We start from the raw sequence: 15,545 nt of genomic DNA, 5'->3' as shown, positions 1-15,545 counted from the left end.
CTATCGCAGGCCGCGGTGCTGCGCGGCCCACGCAGACGGTGAGCAGCCAGCGACACGCCGGAAGGCCGCGCTGAATTTGCTGGGGTTGGCGTAGCCACAGGCCAGTGCGACTTCGGTGACGTTGTGTCCCTGCGCAAGCTGCGCGCACGCCCACTGCATGCGGCGCCGGGTCAGGAACGCATAGGGTGGCAGCCCGGTGGCTGCACGCAGCGCACGGCTGAACGTCGATGGATCCATCTGCAGCGCCGCCGCCAGCTGCGCAACCGCCAGCGGTTGGCCGTACTGCGCGTCGATGTACTCCTGCAGGTGCTGCAGCTGCCGCGCGGACAGCGCAGTGGCCCGCGGCGGCATCGCGTGCGCGTGCCCGGCAAGCTGTTGCAGGCGGTGCAGCAGCACCCGCGCGCCGTGTTCGAGAAATCCGGGAAGGCAGGCATCGGCCTGCGCGCTGCACCACAACGCCTGCAGCACCGAGGTGACCACCGGGTCGCGCTGCAGGCGCGCCGCCAGCGGTTGCAGGTCATGCATCCGGTGCGCCTCCTGCTGCAGCGGGCCGGTGTCGATGGCAAGGCCCAGCACGTCCACTGCGGGGCTGGCATAGGTGCCGAAGTCACCGGGCAGGACCACGTTGAACTGGCCAGGCTGCCAGACGCCCTGCAGCAGGCCGCCATGGCTGCGTTGCTGCAAGCGCCCGCCGCCACCGATGGCCATGCCCAGGCGCAGCTGGTGGGGATGGCCCATGCAGCCTTCGCTGGGCTCGAAGCGATGGTGCAGCAGCACCACCGCCCCGTCGTCGCTGCTCACCATCGCGGGCGCTTGTGGGCCGGTTTCCTGCAGCAGCTGGTCGGCGAGGGCTCGCATCAGGAAGGCGCGCGTCATGGATCCGGAAACGGAGCAGCGCCGCCGGGAATGGAGTGGCGGCACCGCGCGAATGTTACAGGATAACACTCCTGTTGCGCGCTGCCGCCGCCCGCGCGCCCGCCAATTCATCCGCTGAGGTTCATCCGTTGAAGTCGTCCACGCCTGCCGCCGCGCTTGTCGCGGCATCCCTGCTCATTCCTGCCATGCCTGTACTCGCCCAGCAGGCCGACCCGACCACGCTCGACGGCGTCCGGGTCACCGGTTCCAAGCGCGACACTCCGTACCTGAAGAGCGATCTGTCGGTGACGGTGCTTGATCGGCAGGCGCTGAAGGAGGCCGGTGTCACCGAGTTCCGTGATCTCGACAAGCTCGCGCCCAACGTGAAGTTCAACGCGATGGGCCAGCTCAGCAACATGTTCATCTCGATCCGCGGCATCGAGTCCAACCCCTTCCTGGTCAACCGTGCCTCGGTCTACATCGATGGCATCCCGTTCCGCGAACTGAGCAACGCCGTGCTCAACCAGGTCGAGTCGGTGGAGGTGCTGCGCGGCCCGCAGGGCACGCTGTACGGTGCCAACAGCGAGTCGGGGCTGGTGCTGGTGCGCACACGCGGCCCGGCCGATGCACGCGAGGGCGAGATCAATATGCGCAGCACCTGGTTCGGCAACGGCAATGGCACCGCGCTCGATGGCTTCCTGGCAGGGCCGTTGAACAAGGCGGGCAGCCTGTCCGGCTCGGTGGCGTTCATGGGCTCGGATGAGGACGCCTACCTGAAGAACCTCACGCCCTCCGGTGCGCGCGGCAGGGTGGGCGAAGGCTACCTGCAGGGCAAGCTGCGCTGGCGGCCCAGCGACTATGTCTCGGTGAACGCGCTCGCGTACCACCTGCGCACACGCGCGCCGGGCATGTTCGAGTACGAATACCTGCCGCTGGATACCGGCCTCTACAACCGCACCTACGGCACCTCGCTCAATGGCGGCCGTCGTGCCGGTGACTTCACCTACATCAACGACGCGCCCAAGCGCACCGAAAAGGATGAATCGGTGGCCGGCCTGAGCGCGCAATGGCAGCTGCAGGCCGGCACGCTGGACGTGGCCGCCTCCTGGCGGGACGAGGAGGTGACCTCGGCCGGCTACGACTTCGACATGACCAACAGCCCGGCATTGGCCGGCCGCATCTACGACAGGAAGAAGGAATGGACGGCCGAGGCGCGCTTCAGTTCGCCCAGTGACCAGCCTCTGACCTGGATGGCCGGTGTGTCGACCTACCGCAACAGCAAGGATTCGATCCTGGGTACGTTCGTCGGCCCTGCGTTGCATGGGCTGGACAGTTACAAGCTGGCACCGCGGCAGACCTCGAAGGGCGAGGACTACAGCGTGTTCGCCACCGCCAGCTACACCTTCCCCGCGCTGCCCAGGCTGACCGCGAGTGCCGGCCTGCGCCATGAACAGGCGCGGCGTTCCACCGAACAGCGTGCCGGTGCGCTGGACCTGGGCGCCGGTGGACGCGTGCTGTATCGCGATGCCGCGCTGGCGCATACCTTCTCGGCCACGCTGCCGCGGGTGTCGCTGCGCTACGACGCCACCGACGACCTGTCCTTCTACGCGGCTTCGGCCAAGGGCTACATTCCGGGCGGCTTCAATCTGGCAGCCGCACAGAGCGATGTGGTCAACGACAAGGTGCTGCGCTACGAGTCCGAACGCATGTGGAGCCATGAGCTCGGCTTCAAGATGAACCTGGCCGGCGGCCGTGGCCATATCGGCGGGGCGCTGTTCCACATCACCTCGGACAACTGGCAGGAGATCCAGGTGGCCACCGATGGCAACGGCCGCCCGATCTCGTCGGACTACGTGGGATCGGACGCCTCGATCCGGTCACGGGGTGCGGAACTGGAGGGCGTGTTCGAAGTGCTGCCGGGCTTCACCCTGATGGCCAATGTGGGCTATGTGGATGCGAAGTACACCAGGCTGTGGGTCAGCGTCGACCAGAACCTGGAAGGGAAGCGGGTCAAGCTGACCCCGCACTACACCGGCTATCTGGCCGCACGCTACCAGTTTGCGTCTGGCCTCTACGCGCGGCTGGAATCGCAGTTCACCGGCTCCAGTGCGCTGGACGAGCGCAACCGTGCATTCCAGCCGGCCGTGGCCGTGCTGGGTGCGCAGCTGGGCTACGAGAGCGGGCCGTGGAGCGCGCGGGTGTTCGTGCAGAACCTCACCAACAAGCGTCGCATCAACGGCCTGATCTTCGACAACCTGGCCTTTGGCCGCGACGGCAACTACTACGGCCCGGTGGACAGCCCGCGGATCTTTGGCGCGGAAGTGGGGTACCGCTTCTGAGGAGGTGGGGCACGCGCCGGCCAGCGGCCGGCGCTACCGGCGGTGGTGTGGTGCAGACGGGCCGCGCTTCCAACGAAGGGTAGTGCCGGCCGCTGGCCGGCATCTTCGGAACGCTACCGGTGCTGGTGCAATGCCCGCCGGTTGCCGATGTGTGCGCACGCCAGCAGCACGCCACCGCTGGCCGTCGCCACGCCGTGCCAGAGCAGTGATTCCTTCAACGGCAGGTACAGCGAGGCGGACAACAACAGGATGGCGCCGGCGCAGGCCAACTGCAGGGATCGCCAGTGACCATGCCGGTGCAATCCGGCCGTGGTACTGGCCAATGCCAGCGATGAGGCCAGCAGCGCGAACAGCCATTCCCAGCGCGACATCACCAGCAGCAACGTCATCGCCCCATGGCCGGGGTGCTGGAACGAACGCAGCGCCATCATCGCCGCCGGCACGAAGGCGAGCAGCAGGGGCAGGGCGATGCAGTGGGCGGCGCAGGCGAGGGACAGCCAGGCGCCGGCCAGATCAACGCGGGGATGCCAGCGTGCCGAAGTTGGCGACTGGGCCAGGGCCCTTGCGGGCGTCGTGGGGATGTGGTCCATAATGTTACATAGTAACAATTGGAGCCTCCCCCATGAAGCGTTCTGCTGCTCTTTTCCTGCTGCTGGCTGCCAGTGCCGCACAGGCCCATGATGTCCGCCAGCTGGGTGCGCACGTACACGGCCAGGCCACCGTTGATCTTGCGCTCGACCAGCAGACGCTGGAATTCGCCCTGCAGGCACCCGGTATCGGCATCCTTGATTTCGAACGGCCGTCGGCCAATGCGACCGAGCAGGCGGCATTGGCGCGTGCGGTTGCGCTGCTGAAGGACGGCCGCTGGGTCACCCTGCCCACCGCTGCGGGCTGCCGCCTTTCCAGCAGCGATGCCAAGGCAGAAGGTTTCGATGCGACGGCCACGCCGCCGCCGGCAGGACAGCATCGGCATGCGGGATTCAGCGCAACGCTGCAGTACCACTGCGCCAAGCCGGCCGAGCTGCGGGCCATCGTCGTACGCCTGCCTGCGCTGTTCCCGGGCCTGCACGAAGTGATCGTCAACAGCGTAACCCCCCATGGCCAGAGCCGCAGCGTGCTGACTCCGGGCAACCTGCGCGTGGTGCTGGCACCGTGAGCATGCGACCGGTGATTGCGCTGGATGATGTGCAGTTCGGCTATGGCAGGCGCCTGGTGCTGGATGTGCCGCGGCTGTGGATCGAGCAGGGCAGCAGTGTGCTGCTGCGCGGGATCAGCGGAGGTGGCAAGAGCACGCTGCTGGGGCTGCTGGCGGGGGTGCTGCTGCCCGGCAAGGGCAGCGTCGAGGTCGCCGGCCACGCGCTGCAGGCAATGCGCGGGGCAGCACGGGATCGGTTCCGTGCCGATCATCTGGGCGTGATCTTCCAGCAGTTCAACCTGCTGCCGTTCCTCAGCGTGCGCGACAACATCGCGCTGGGCCTGCGCTTCTCGCGCCTGCGCAGCGAACGCATCAGTGGTTCGGTGAATGCCGAGGTCGTGCGCCTGCTGCGCGCCCTGCAGCTGGATCCGGCGCTGATGCAGCGGCGCGCGGGTACGCTCAGTGTTGGCCAGCAACAACGCGTGGCGGCAGCACGCGCCCTGATCGGTCGGCCGGCGTTGCTGCTGGCCGATGAGCCCACCTCAGCGCTCGACCGCGACGCGGCGACCGCCTTCCTGCAGCTGATGTCCGCGCAATGCCAGGCGGCCGGCACCACAGTGCTGGTGGTCAGCCATGACGACAGCCTGCAATCGCTGTTCGACCGCACGATTGCCCTGTCCGAGATCAACCAGGCAGGTGCCGGCCATGCTTGAGCTTGCCTGGGCCAGCCTGCGCAGCCGCGCGTTGAGCGTGGGCCTGACCGTGCTGGTCATCACCCTCAGCGTGGTGCTGTTGCTGGGCGTCGAGCGTGTACGCACGCAGGCGCGCGAGGGGTTCGCCAGCACCGTGTCGGGCACCGACCTGATCGTCGGCGCGCGTTCGGGGCCGGTGAACCTGCTGCTGTACTCGGTGTTCCATATCGGTGACCCGACCAACAACGTGTCCTGGCAGTCCTACCAGGCCCTGTCCGCGATGCCGCAGGTGAAGTGGGCGGTGCCGCTGTCGCTGGGCGATTCCTGGCGCGGCTACCGCGTGGTCGGCACCAGCGGCGGCTACTTCGAGCACTACCGCTACGGCGCGGGGCATGCGCTGGCGTTTGCGCAGGGGCGGGCATTCGACGACCTGTACGACGCGGTGATCGGTGCCGAGGTGGCGCGCGCGCAGAAGGTCGGTCTTGGCGATGAGATCGTGCTCGCCCATGGCACCGGTGCGGTCACACTCGCCACGCATGCCGACAAGCCGTTCCGCGTTTCCGGCATCCTGCAGCGCACCGGCACGCCGGTCGATTCGTCACTGCTTGTCTCGCTGCCGGCCATCGAGGCCATCCACGTCGACTGGCGTTCGGGCGTGCAGCTGCGCAGCCAGAGCGTCAGTGCCGAGCAGGCGCGCCACCTCGACCTGACCCCGACCAGCATCACCGCGTTCATGCTCGGCCTGAACTCGCGCATCGCCACCTTCTCGGTACAGCGCAGGATCAACGAGTATCCCGAGGAAGCGATGCTGGCCATCCTTCCCGGCGTGACGCTGCAGCAGCTGTGGCAGTCGCTGGGCACGGCCGAGCGCGCCCTGCAGCTGATCAGCGCGATGGTGGTGCTGCTGGGCATGGTCTCGCTGGTGGCGTTGCTGGTCTCGACACTGCAGGAGCGGCGGCGCGAGATGGCGATCCTGCGTGCGACCGGCGCACGGCCGGGTTACATCGCCGGCCTGCTGGTGGTGGAAGCGGTGGCGACCAGTGCCGTGGCCTGCGTGCTGGCGTTGGCGCTGCTGGTGGCCGCCAGCATTGCCGGGCGTGGCTGGGCGCTGGCGACCTTCGGTCTGTCGATCACCCATGTGTGGCCGGATGGCCGCGAACTGGCGTGGGTGGCGGGCGTGCTGGCGATCAGCGCGGCGGCCGGGCTGGTGCCGGCGTTGCTGGCCTACCGGCGCACGCTGGCCGATGGCCTGTCACCGGGAGGCTGAGCATGCGCTGGCTGCCGATGTTGCCGCTGTTGCTGGTCCTGACCGCCTGCGAACGCCCGGTCGATACCGGCGTGCAGGCCCTGCCGCCATCGCCGGTGGTTGAGCGCGAGCGCCCCGCAGACGCCACAGAGCAGGAGCTGGATTGGCTGCAGATGATGCCGAAGGACGAGCTGGCCGCGCTGGAGCGGGGCGAGGGCCCGGAGGTGGAGCACAACGGCAACCGGCGCATGCCGCAGTTCGGCACGTTCCGCACCGTGGATACGGTGCTGCAGCGTCCGGTGCGCCTGCCCGGCTACGTGGTGCCGCTGGCCAATGCGCAGGACGGGCGCCTGACCGAATTCCTGTTCGTGCCGTATTACGGCGCCTGCATCCACGTGCCGCCACCGCCGCCGAACCAGATCGTGCACGTGGTGCTGCCACGCCCGATCGCGATGCCGGACATGTACTCGCCATTCTTCCTGGCCGGCACCCTGCGCGCCGAACGGCTGGATGACGAGCTGGCCGGCTCGGCCTACACCATGCGCGATGCGGAGCTGAGGCCGTATGAACCGTAATGTCCTGATGGGAGTGGCGTGCTGCTTGGGCTTGCTGGGGTGCACGCAGGCAGGCGGGGACGCGACGACCGTCACCGCTGCACCGGCCCCCGCGCCGGCACAGTCCGTCGCGGCTTGGCCCGTCGCGGCTGGAGCACCCATCGACCGTTGGGATGCGCTGCGGCCCGATGAGGTGACCTATCAGCGCCCACCGCCGCAGATCGGCCTGTCACGCAATGGCATGGACGGGGTGGGCGGGCTGATCGACGACACCGGCTCGGGCATGCCACCGGGACAGGAGATCGATCATTCCAGCCCGGACCGCGCCAGACAGTTCGGCTCCTCGCAGGTGGTCGATGCTGCCGATGGCCGCGCCGTGGACCTGGATGGCTACGTGGTGCCGCTGGGCACCAACGATGCCGGCCTGGTCGATGAACTGCTGTTCGTGCCGTTCTACGGTGCGTGCATCCACGTGCCACCACCGCCACCGAACCAGATCATCCACGTGACCCTGGCCACGCCCATCGCACTGGGTGACCTGTGGGATCCGTACCGGTTGGCCGGCCGCCTGCAGGTGAAGCGCTTCGATGCGGACATTGCCAGCGCGTCCTACGATGCCGCAGCGGCAACGCTGACGGCGATCCACAACTGATGCGTGCGCGCTGGACCATCGTTGCAGCAGCCTTGCTGGTGGTGGTTGCGCTGCTGGTGTGGTGGCAGCGGCAGGCTGCACCCATCGCGCCACCCGCGATCGCTTTTCCGCCGCCTTCGTCCGGTGCCCGCCAGCGCATCGAACAGCGGCTGGGTGATGACCATGCCTTTCGCAACGACGTGCTGTTCCTGCTTGCGGCGACCCTGCGCGACCGCTGCCAGCCGGCGCAGGCGGGACTGCTGGCGCGCATGGCCAATCGTGCATCGCTGCCGGTGCTGGCGGCGGTCAGTGCGGTGACCCAGCAGGATCCATCGCTGGACCGGCCGATCTACCAGTACATCCAGCACCGGGCCGATGCGACGCCGTGTGGCCAGCCGCTGCAGATGCCGTTGGCCGGTGGGCGCAGCATGGCCGTGGACATCGAGCAGTACGCGCGCACCTTCCCGGACAGCTATTTCGACCCGCAGCGCAGCAGCGAGCCGCGGGATTTCGGCGGACTGTCGCTGCAGCAACGCGCAGGGAATGCCTGCAACAGCGTGGTGTATTCGGTGTTGCCGCTGGGCGGCACCGATTGGCGGTGCAGCAGCCTGCGCGCCAATGCCCGGGCGCGGGTGCGTGGGCTGTGCGAGGGCGAACTGCGGCGCCAGCATGGGGGAACGGGCGGGGAACTGGACATGGCCGTGGGGCAGGGCATGCAGGGTGCGGTGGTGTCGGCGATTGCCGCGCTGCCGGAAGACTGCCGATAAGCGTTTACCAGTAGAGCCAGGCCATGCCTGGCTGGCGGTTCACCCAAGCAGGGCACCCCTACAAACGCTGAACCGATGGATTCCGAAGATCATAACTATACAGGACATCCGGTATAGTTATGGCCGTACTCCACCCCATCAGGTTCTCCCATGGCTTTGTCCCAGCCCCTGGCCGGTGCTCCGGCCCTGTCGCGTGCCCGTCGCTGGGCGCTGTTGTTCACCGTCGCCGCCGGTCTGTTGCTGGTCACGCTCGACAACTCCGTGCTCTACACCGCACTGCCCACCCTGACCGAGGAACTCTCGGCCAGCGCCGGCCAGGCGCTGTGGATCATCAACGCCTATCCGCTGGTGATGGCCGGCCTGCTGCTGGGTGCCGGCACGCTGGGCGACCGCATCGGTCACCGCCGCATGTTCCTGATCGGCCTGGTGGTGTTCGGCCTCGCCTCGCTGGCTGCGGCATTCGCCGACAGCGCCGCGCAGCTGATCGCTGCCCGTGCGTTCCTGGCAGTCGGTGCGGCGGCGATGATGCCGGCCACGCTGGCCCTGATCGGCCTGAGCTTCCACGAAGAGCGCGAGCGCAACATCGCCATCGCGATCTGGGGTTCGGTGGCGATCGTCGGTGCGGGTCTCGGCCCGATCATCGGCGGCTGGCTGCTGCAGCACTTCTGGTGGGGCTCGGTGTTCCTGATCAACGTGCCGGTGGTGGTGGTGGCCTTCGTCGCCACGCTGCTGCTGGCGCCGGAGGGCCAGCGCGACACGTCGCGCCCCTGGGACATGGTGTCCTCGCTGCTGGCGCTGGCCGCGCTGTCCGGCCTGGTGCTGGCGATCAAGTCGCTGATCGCTACGCCGCCGTCGTATGCCCTGGGTGCGGGCGCACTGCTGTTGGCGGTCGTTGCAGGTGCGGCGTTCGCGCGCCGCCAGCAGCAGCTGCCGTACCCGCTGCTGGACTTCGCGATCTTCCGCAATCCGGCGTTCCTGGCCGGCACGTTGTCGGCGGTGTTCACCCTGTTTGCCATGGCTGGCCTGCAGCTGGTCACCACCCAGCGCTTCCAGTTGGTGGCGGGCTTTACGCCGCTGCAGGCGGGCCTGCTGGTGTCGGTGGCGGCGCTGGGCAGCCTGCCGAGTGCACTGCTGGGCGGCAGCATCCTGCACCGGGTCGGCCTGCGCCCGCTGATCTGCGGCGGCCTGGCCGCAGGTGCGCTGGGTGTCGGCGTGGTGGCGTTCGGTTTCCCGCATGGCCTGGGTTGGGTGGTGGCTGGCATGGCCATCACCGGGTTCGGCATGGGCTCGGCCATCTCGGTGGCGTCCACTGCCATCCTCAACAACGTACCGGCGCACCGTGCGGGCATGGCCTCGTCGGTGGAAGAGGTGTCGTATGAATTCGGTGGCCTGCTGGCGGTGGCGATGCTGGGCAGCCTGAGCGCGGCGATGTATGGCGCCTTCCTGCCGGCCTCGGCCGACATGCCCGAGCTTGCCCGCGAAGGCTTCACCCAGGCGCTGCACGTGGCACGCGAAAGCGGGCAGGGCGAGTGGTTCGCACTGGCTGCGGCCGCGTATGACCGCAGCTACCAGATCGTGCTGCTGGTGATCACGGTGATGCTGGTGCTCGGCGCGACGATCATCGCGCGCCTGCTGCGTGGCCGCGTCGGCAGCCGCGAGGGCGCGGCCGATCGCGTAAAATAGGGCGATGAGAACCAGCAAGCGCGACCGCATCCTCGACGCCGCCGTCAACGTGATCAATCGTGACGGTGTGCGTGCGGTGACCTTCGAGTCGGTGGCGGCCGAGGCCAAGCTGACCCGTGGCGGCCTGCTGTATCACTTCCCGTCGCGCGAGGCACTGCTGCGCGGCATCGACGAGCACCTGGTGCAGGCCTGGGAGACGTCGATGGAATCGCTGCTGGGCAAGGGTGCGGAAGAAGCATCGGCGCTGGAGCGCTACCAGACCTTCGTGCGCGTCTCGGCACAGAGCGCTACCCGTGCCGAACTGATGTTCATGCTCGAATCGGCCGACCCTGACGCTGATGAGCGTCCTTGGGGCCCGGCGGTACGGCGTTGGGCGCCGTTGCCGCCGTCGGCCGGGCAGAATGACCCGGCCGCGCTCGACAATTTCGTGGCACGGCTGGCCGCCGATGGCCTGTGGATCTACGAGGCGATGTACGAAGGGCAGCTGGATGAAAGCGTGCGCGCCCAGGTGGCCGAACGCATCGCCGGGCTGCTGGCGAAGCCCGATGGGTCATCGCGCTAGCGGGTAGAGCCGACCGCTGGTCGGCTGTCTTGTAGAGTCGAGCCATGCTCGACTGCTCTTCGGTCAGACAACGAAATCCCGCGCTCCGCGCGATAGTCGACCAGCGGTCGACGCTACCCCTCACCCATTTTCCCGACCTGCGCTGCGCTCGCGGCCAGCCACCCCCGTGGCGAAGCCCCCAACCGCTTCCGGAACGCCTTCGACAACGACGCGGTATCGGCAAACCCCACCTCGATCGCCACCTGCTTGACCGCCACGCCCGCCCGCAGCTGCGCGCAGGCCAGGCTCAGTCGCCAGTCGAGCAGATAGCTGGCCGGCGTTGCCTGCATCACGTCCTTGAACACCGCCGCGAACGCGCTGCGTGACATGCCGGCGGTCGCGGCCATCCGTGGCAGCGTCCATTCGTCGTGCGGCGCCTGGTGCATCGCCACCAGCGTGCGTGCCAGCCGCGCGTCGGACAGCCCGCGCATCAGCCCATGGCTGACGCCTGCTGCATCCGGATGGTCCACCACCCAGCGCAGGACCTGGATCAGCGCCACCTCGAACAGGCGGTTGGTCAGCAGCCGTGACCCGCAGCGCTGGCGGTCGGCCTCGGTGAACAGCAGGTGCAGGGTGTCGTCCAGTTCGGTGATCGCGGCCAGCGGCACCACCATCACCGGCGGCAGCGACTGCACGATCGGATTGCGCGCGCCGCCATCGAAGTCCAGCGTCGCGCAGGTGAAGTCCGGACCCTCCAGTGGGGCATTGAAGAACACGTGGTGTAGCGGCTGCGGGTACAGCAGCAGGCTGGGGGTGTCGATCTTCAACCGTGGCAGCGCGGTATCGCCATCGGGATGGCGCACCTCCATTTCACCCCGGCGCAGGATGTGCAGGAACGCGCGCCCGGGTTGCGGCTCGAACACCTGCCGTCCACACAGCGGACCGCTGTGGAACAGCGCGGCCTGCACCCGGAAGCGTTCCAGCAGGGAGGAGAGGCGATCGGGTGCGGACGTGTCGAGGGGAAGGTTCATGGACGTATGGACAACATATCCGGCTTATTAAGTGCGATGGGTCCAGTGAGTCTACCTAGGATGAGCGGGTCGTCCAATCCCGGGCGCTTTCCCAAGGAGATCCACCATGTCCCGTGTCCCCCTGATCGATGCCGCCAACACCACCGCCGACCGCCAGGCCCTGCTGGGCCAGGTCCACGCCGCGTTCGGCGCCACCCCGGCCATGTTCCGCGCCGTGGCCAATTCGCCGGCCGCCCTGCAGAGCATGTGGGGTTCGTTCGGCGCACTGGGCGGCGGTCGCCTGTCGCCGCTGCTGGGCGAGCAGATCGCCGTGGCCATCGCCAACCGCAATGCCTGCGAGTACTGCCTGGCCGCGCACACGGCATTGGGCCGCAAGGCCGGCGCCAGCAGCGAGCAGATGGCCGCCGCGCAGATCGGCCAGTCCAGCGATCCGGCCACGTCGGCGGCGCTCGACTTCGCGCTGAAGGTGGTCGAGGAGCGTGCGCAGATCGCCGACGGCGACGTGCAGGCGCTGCGTGCGGCGGGCTTCGATGATGAGCAGATCGTGGAGATCCTCGCGCATGTGGCGCTCAACCTGTTCACCAACTACGTCAACGTTGCGTTCGACGTGCCGGTGGACTTCCCGAAGGTGGCGCTGCGCTGAGGTGTATCAGGCCGGGGCGCCTTGCTCCCGGCCGTTCTCAGTTGTCGTGGCTGTCGTCCGGCCGAAGCCGTTCGGGATGGGTATACACATTGAACCCGCTCTCCCGCGCGAACCCGACCAGGCACAGGCCGGCGCTGCGGGCCAGGTCGATCGCCAGCGCGGTCGGCGCCGACACTGCGGCCAGCACGCTGGCGCCGGCGCGCACCGCCTTGCTGACCATTTCGTAGCTGGCGCGGCTGGAAATCACCAGCAGGCCGCCTTCAATGGCGTGTTCGTTGTGGTGCAGCGCGCCGATCAGCTTGTCCAGCGCATTGTGACGACCGACATCCTCGCGCACCCAGCCGATGCGGCCGCTGGCATCGGCCCAGGCCGCGGCATGGGTCGAACCGCTCACCGCATTCATCGGCTGGTGCTGCGCCAAGGTGGCCAGCGCCCGCTGCAGGGCGGCCGGCGGGTAACTGCGTCGCTCGCGGATCTGCGGCAAAGGGCGGAGTACTTCTTCCAGCTGGCGCGTGCCACACAGGCCACAGCCACCGCGTCCCGGCAGCAGGCGCCCATTGGCCGGGTCGAGGTCGGCGCCGGGCGCCTCGTCGGCCACGGTCATCTGTAGTTCGATGCCTTCCAGCTGCGGGCGGACGTCGATCGACAGCAACTGTGCCGGGGTGTCGATCAGCCCTTCGCTGAGCGAAAAACCGAGTGCGAAATCTTCCAGGTCACACGGGGTGGCCATCATCACCGCGAAGGCAGCGCCGTTGTAGCGCAGCGCCACCGGTACTTCTTCGGCCACCACATCGACCTGCTGCTGGTGCCCCTCGTTGCGCCAGCGCTGCAACGGGCGCTGGGCCGTGCCGGCAGGCGGGGTATGCGGCGGGATCGAATCAGGCATGCAACGCGTCCGGACAGGGGAGAAACGCGGGCGGGCCACCGCCTGCGGTTTCGAGAATAGCGCAGTGGTCGCTCGCAGACGCGGCTGTAACCGTTGCCATGGCAGGGTGTGCTGAAAACAGCCTGTCCCCTCTGGCGAAGCGCCGTGGGCCGTGCTTGACTGTGCGGCTGGTCGTGCTACTGAATGCACCGCCGGACCGCATTGTGCCGTTCGTTGCTGCGTTCCTCCCGCCAGGTTCCCGAACATGTCCGAGCAGAAGCCGCCGCGTTACAAGCCCTACAACCAGCCCGCCGGTGGCTGGGGTGCCGCCGGCGCCACCGCCAAGGTACTGCTGCAGCAGAGCGTGATCGGCAAGGGGTCGAAGGCATTGCTGGCGATGAACCAGCCCGGCGGCTTCAAGTGCCCGAGCTGCGCGTTCCCTGATGCCGACGAACGCAAGAAGCTGGAATTCTGCGAGAACGGCGCCAAGGCGCTGGCTTGGGAAGCCACCCAGTTCCGCGCCGGTCGTGAGCTGTTCGCCCAGCACACCGTCACCGAACTGATGGCGCAGACCGATTACTGGCTGGAGATGCAAGGCCGGCTGACCGAGCCGATGCGTTACGACGCGGCGACCGACCATTACGTGCCGTGCAGCTGGGACGAGGCCTTCGCGCTGATCGGCCGCCACCTGCAGGCGCTGGACAGCCCACACCAGGCCGAGTTCTACACCTCCGGTCGCACGCCCAACGAAGCCGCGTTCCTGTACTCGATCTTCGTGCGTGAGTTCGGCACCAACAACTTCCCGGACTGCTCGAACATGTGCCACGAGCCGACCAGTCGCGGCCTGCCGCCGGCCATCGGCGTGGGCAAGGGCACCATCGTGCTGCAGGATTTCGAGCATGCCGAGGCGATCTTCGTGATCGGCCAGAACACCGGCACCAATTCGCCGCGGATGATGAGCAACCTGGTCGAGGCGCGCAAACGCGGCATCCCGATCGTGGCGGTCAATCCGATGCCCGAGCGCGCGCTGATCCGTTTCGCCGAACCGCAGGACGTGGTGCAGATGGCCACGTTCGGTTCGACCGAGATCACCAGCGAGTTCGTGCACATCCGCATCGGCGGCGACCTGGCCCTGATCAAGGGCATGATGAAGGTGATGTTCGAGCGCGAAGCGCAGGGCGAGCGTGTGCTCGACCACGACTTCCTGGCCGAACACACCGTGGGCCTGGAGGCGCTGCGCGAGGACGTGCTGGCGCAGGACTGGGACCAGATCGTGCAGGTGTCCGGCATTTCGCAGGCGCAGATCCGCCGGTGTGCGGAGATCTACATCCGTTCCAAGGCCACCGTGATCTGCTACGGCATGGGCCTGACCCAGCACCAGTACGGCTCGCGCCTGCTGCAGCAGGTGGCCAACCTGCTGATGCTGCGCGGCAACTTCGGCAAGCCCGGCGCCGGCATCGGGCCGATCCGTGGGCATTCCAATGTGCAGGGCGACCGCACCGTCGGCATCGACGAGAAGCCCAAACCGGCCTACCTGGACCGCGTGCAGCAGGTGTTCGGCTTCGATCCGCCACGGGAGCACGGCCACCACGTGGTCGAATCGATCGAAGCAATGCTGGACGGCAGCGCCAAGGTGTTCATCGGCCTGGGCGGCAACTTCATCCATGCGGTGCCCGACACGCCGCGCGCGTACGAGGCGATGCGCGGCCTGGAGCTGACGGTCGGCATCGCCACCAAGCTCAACCGCGGGCATCTTGTTCATGGACGCGATGCGCTGATCCTGCCGGTGGTGGCGCGCTCGGAGCGCATCGTTACGCCGGCCGGCGAGCAGTTCGTCACCATCGAAGACGCGATGTCCAATGTGACTGCCTCGCGCGGTGTGCTGGAACCGGTCAGTGCGGAGGTATTGCCCGAGGTCGAAATCGTCTGCCGCATGGCGATGGCCACGCTGCCGCACAGCAGGGTCGACTGGGCCGGGTGCATGCATGACTACACACCCATCCGCGAACTGATCGCCGCCGTGTACCCGGAGATCTACACCGGCTTCAACGAGCGCATCCAGCAGCCGCACGGCTTCCATCTGGACATTCCGCCGCGCCGCCGGGTGTGGCCCACGCCGAACGGCAAGGCCAACATCCTGGTGATGCCCGGCCTGGACGTGGACGATCCGGTGCACGACCCGGACATGCTGCGGCTGGCCACGGTGCGCTCGCACGATCAGTACAACACCACCATCTACAGCTACAACGACCGCTATCGTGGCGTCTACAACGATCGCATGGTGTTGTTCATGAACATCGAGGACCGGCTGGCGCGCGGGCTGGAGAAAGAAGCGCTGGTCAGCCTGGAGACGATCAGTGGCGATGGCGTTCAGCGGCGCATCGAGGGCCTGACCGTACTGGACTACCCGATGCCGCGCGGCGCGCTGGCCGGTTACTACCCGGAACTGAACCCGTTGCTGCCGCTGGACTACTACGACCGGATCAGCGGCACGCCCGCGGCCAAGTCGATCCCGGTGCGGATGAGCGCGATGGTGGCGGCGATTGCGTGACGCGCGCATCGG

Annotated in this window: 15 protein-coding genes; 11 read left to right on the top strand and 4 right to left on the bottom strand. The window is 67.9% G+C overall.

Annotated features, from left to right (window positions below; genetic code table 11):
* Entirely contained in the window at positions 1–876 is an 876-nt protein-coding gene (locus tag AB1281_RS09890; protein WP_430345764.1) for a helix-turn-helix domain-containing protein, read from the bottom strand.
* Between the two features lie 185 nt (positions 877–1,061).
* Here AB1281_RS09890 and AB1281_RS09885 point away from each other — a divergent pair, with 185 nt between their 5' ends.
* Entirely contained in the window at positions 1,062–3,194 is a 2,133-nt protein-coding gene (locus AB1281_RS09885; RefSeq protein WP_430345763.1) for a TonB-dependent receptor, read from the top strand.
* Positions 3,195–3,307: 113 nt separating this feature from the next.
* Here the strand turns inward: AB1281_RS09885 and AB1281_RS09880 are convergent, their stop codons facing one another.
* Entirely contained in the window at positions 3,308–3,784 is a 477-nt protein-coding gene (locus AB1281_RS09880) for a MerC domain-containing protein (protein WP_430345762.1), read from the bottom strand.
* A gap of 32 nt (positions 3,785–3,816) precedes the next feature.
* Between AB1281_RS09880 and AB1281_RS09875 the strand changes: the two genes are divergently transcribed.
* The 8 genes from AB1281_RS09875 (at position 3,817) to AB1281_RS09840 (ending at position 10,464) form a co-directional block, all read left to right on the top strand.
* Positions 3,817–4,350: a ZrgA family zinc uptake protein gene (locus AB1281_RS09875; protein ID WP_430345761.1), complete on the top strand. Its 534-nt coding sequence runs from the start codon at positions 3,817–3,819 to the stop codon at positions 4,348–4,350.
* Positions 4,347–5,042, top strand: coding sequence for an ABC transporter ATP-binding protein (locus tag AB1281_RS09870; protein WP_430345760.1), 696 nt, complete (start codon positions 4,347–4,349; stop codon positions 5,040–5,042). The genes AB1281_RS09875 and AB1281_RS09870 overlap by 4 nt, the downstream gene beginning before the upstream one ends.
* Positions 5,035–6,288, top strand: coding sequence for an ABC transporter permease (locus tag AB1281_RS09865; protein ID WP_430345759.1), 1,254 nt, complete (start codon positions 5,035–5,037; stop codon positions 6,286–6,288). Before AB1281_RS09870 ends, AB1281_RS09865 begins: the two co-directional genes overlap by 8 nt.
* Positions 6,289–6,290: 2 nt before the next feature.
* Entirely contained in the window at positions 6,291–6,842 is a 552-nt protein-coding gene (locus AB1281_RS09860) for a DUF3299 domain-containing protein (protein WP_430345758.1), read from the top strand.
* Positions 6,832–7,473, top strand: coding sequence for a DUF3299 domain-containing protein (locus tag AB1281_RS09855; RefSeq protein WP_430345757.1), 642 nt, complete (start codon positions 6,832–6,834; stop codon positions 7,471–7,473). The genes AB1281_RS09860 and AB1281_RS09855 overlap by 11 nt, the downstream gene beginning before the upstream one ends.
* Positions 7,473–8,219: a hypothetical protein gene (locus tag AB1281_RS09850; protein WP_430345756.1), complete on the top strand. Its 747-nt coding sequence runs from the start codon at positions 7,473–7,475 to the stop codon at positions 8,217–8,219. The genes AB1281_RS09855 and AB1281_RS09850 overlap by 1 nt, the downstream gene beginning before the upstream one ends.
* 150 nt (positions 8,220–8,369) lie before the next feature.
* Entirely contained in the window at positions 8,370–9,902 is a 1,533-nt protein-coding gene (locus AB1281_RS09845; protein WP_430345755.1) for an MFS transporter, read from the top strand.
* Positions 9,903–9,906: 4 nt separating this feature from the next.
* Positions 9,907–10,464 carry a TetR/AcrR family transcriptional regulator gene (locus tag AB1281_RS09840; RefSeq protein ID WP_135967176.1) on the top strand — a complete coding sequence of 186 codons (558 nt, stop codon included), beginning with the start codon at positions 9,907–9,909 and terminating at the stop codon, positions 10,462–10,464.
* A 113-nt stretch (positions 10,465–10,577) separates the two neighbouring features.
* Here AB1281_RS09840 and AB1281_RS09835 read toward each other — a convergent pair whose 3' ends face one another.
* Positions 10,578–11,474 carry an AraC family transcriptional regulator gene (locus AB1281_RS09835; protein WP_430345754.1) on the bottom strand — a complete coding sequence of 299 codons (897 nt, stop codon included), beginning with the start codon at positions 11,472–11,474 and terminating at the stop codon, positions 10,578–10,580.
* Positions 11,475–11,580: 106 nt separating this feature from the next.
* Between AB1281_RS09835 and AB1281_RS09830 the strand changes: the two genes are divergently transcribed.
* Positions 11,581–12,117, top strand: coding sequence for a carboxymuconolactone decarboxylase family protein (locus AB1281_RS09830; RefSeq protein WP_049444982.1), 537 nt, complete (start codon positions 11,581–11,583; stop codon positions 12,115–12,117).
* Positions 12,118–12,154: 37 nt separating this feature from the next.
* Here AB1281_RS09830 and fdhD read toward each other — a convergent pair whose 3' ends face one another.
* A complete protein-coding gene (gene fdhD / locus AB1281_RS09825; protein WP_430345753.1) occupies positions 12,155–13,003 on the bottom strand; it encodes a formate dehydrogenase accessory sulfurtransferase FdhD in 849 nt (282 codons plus the stop codon).
* Between the two features lie 244 nt (positions 13,004–13,247).
* Here fdhD and AB1281_RS09820 point away from each other — a divergent pair, with 244 nt between their 5' ends.
* On the top strand, positions 13,248–15,533 hold the full coding sequence (locus AB1281_RS09820; RefSeq protein ID WP_430345752.1) for an FdhF/YdeP family oxidoreductase: 2,286 nt from the start codon (positions 13,248–13,250) through the stop codon (positions 15,531–15,533).
* Positions 15,534–15,545 lie beyond the last annotated feature (12 nt).

The sequence above is a fragment of the Stenotrophomonas sp. NRRL B-14846 genome, assembly GCF_050473585.1.
Lineage (GTDB): Bacteria > Pseudomonadota > Gammaproteobacteria > Xanthomonadales > Xanthomonadaceae > Stenotrophomonas.
This window is presented reverse-complemented; position numbering and strand designations above follow the sequence as displayed.

Coding starts and splice junctions, on each gene's coding strand:
- AB1281_RS09890 (WP_430345764.1), bottom strand. CDS start 876: ATGACGCGCGCCTTCCTGATGCGAGCCCTCGCCGACCAGCTGCTGCAG.
- AB1281_RS09885 (WP_430345763.1), top strand. CDS start 1,062: ATGCCTGTACTCGCCCAGCAGGCCGACCCGACCACGCTCGACGGCGTC.
- AB1281_RS09880 (WP_430345762.1), bottom strand. CDS start 3,784: ATGGACCACATCCCCACGACGCCCGCAAGGGCCCTGGCCCAGTCGCCA.
- AB1281_RS09875 (WP_430345761.1), top strand. CDS start 3,817: ATGAAGCGTTCTGCTGCTCTTTTCCTGCTGCTGGCTGCCAGTGCCGCA.
- AB1281_RS09865 (WP_430345759.1), top strand. CDS start 5,035: ATGCTTGAGCTTGCCTGGGCCAGCCTGCGCAGCCGCGCGTTGAGCGTG.
- AB1281_RS09860 (WP_430345758.1), top strand. CDS start 6,291: ATGCGCTGGCTGCCGATGTTGCCGCTGTTGCTGGTCCTGACCGCCTGC.
- AB1281_RS09855 (WP_430345757.1), top strand. CDS start 6,832: ATGAACCGTAATGTCCTGATGGGAGTGGCGTGCTGCTTGGGCTTGCTG.
- AB1281_RS09850 (WP_430345756.1), top strand. CDS start 7,473: ATGCGTGCGCGCTGGACCATCGTTGCAGCAGCCTTGCTGGTGGTGGTT.
- AB1281_RS09845 (WP_430345755.1), top strand. CDS start 8,370: ATGGCTTTGTCCCAGCCCCTGGCCGGTGCTCCGGCCCTGTCGCGTGCC.
- AB1281_RS09840 (WP_135967176.1), top strand. CDS start 9,907: ATGAGAACCAGCAAGCGCGACCGCATCCTCGACGCCGCCGTCAACGTG.
- AB1281_RS09835 (WP_430345754.1), bottom strand. CDS start 11,474: ATGAACCTTCCCCTCGACACGTCCGCACCCGATCGCCTCTCCTCCCTG.
- AB1281_RS09830 (WP_049444982.1), top strand. CDS start 11,581: ATGTCCCGTGTCCCCCTGATCGATGCCGCCAACACCACCGCCGACCGC.
- fdhD (WP_430345753.1), bottom strand. CDS start 13,003: ATGCCTGATTCGATCCCGCCGCATACCCCGCCTGCCGGCACGGCCCAG.
- AB1281_RS09820 (WP_430345752.1), top strand. CDS start 13,248: ATGTCCGAGCAGAAGCCGCCGCGTTACAAGCCCTACAACCAGCCCGCC.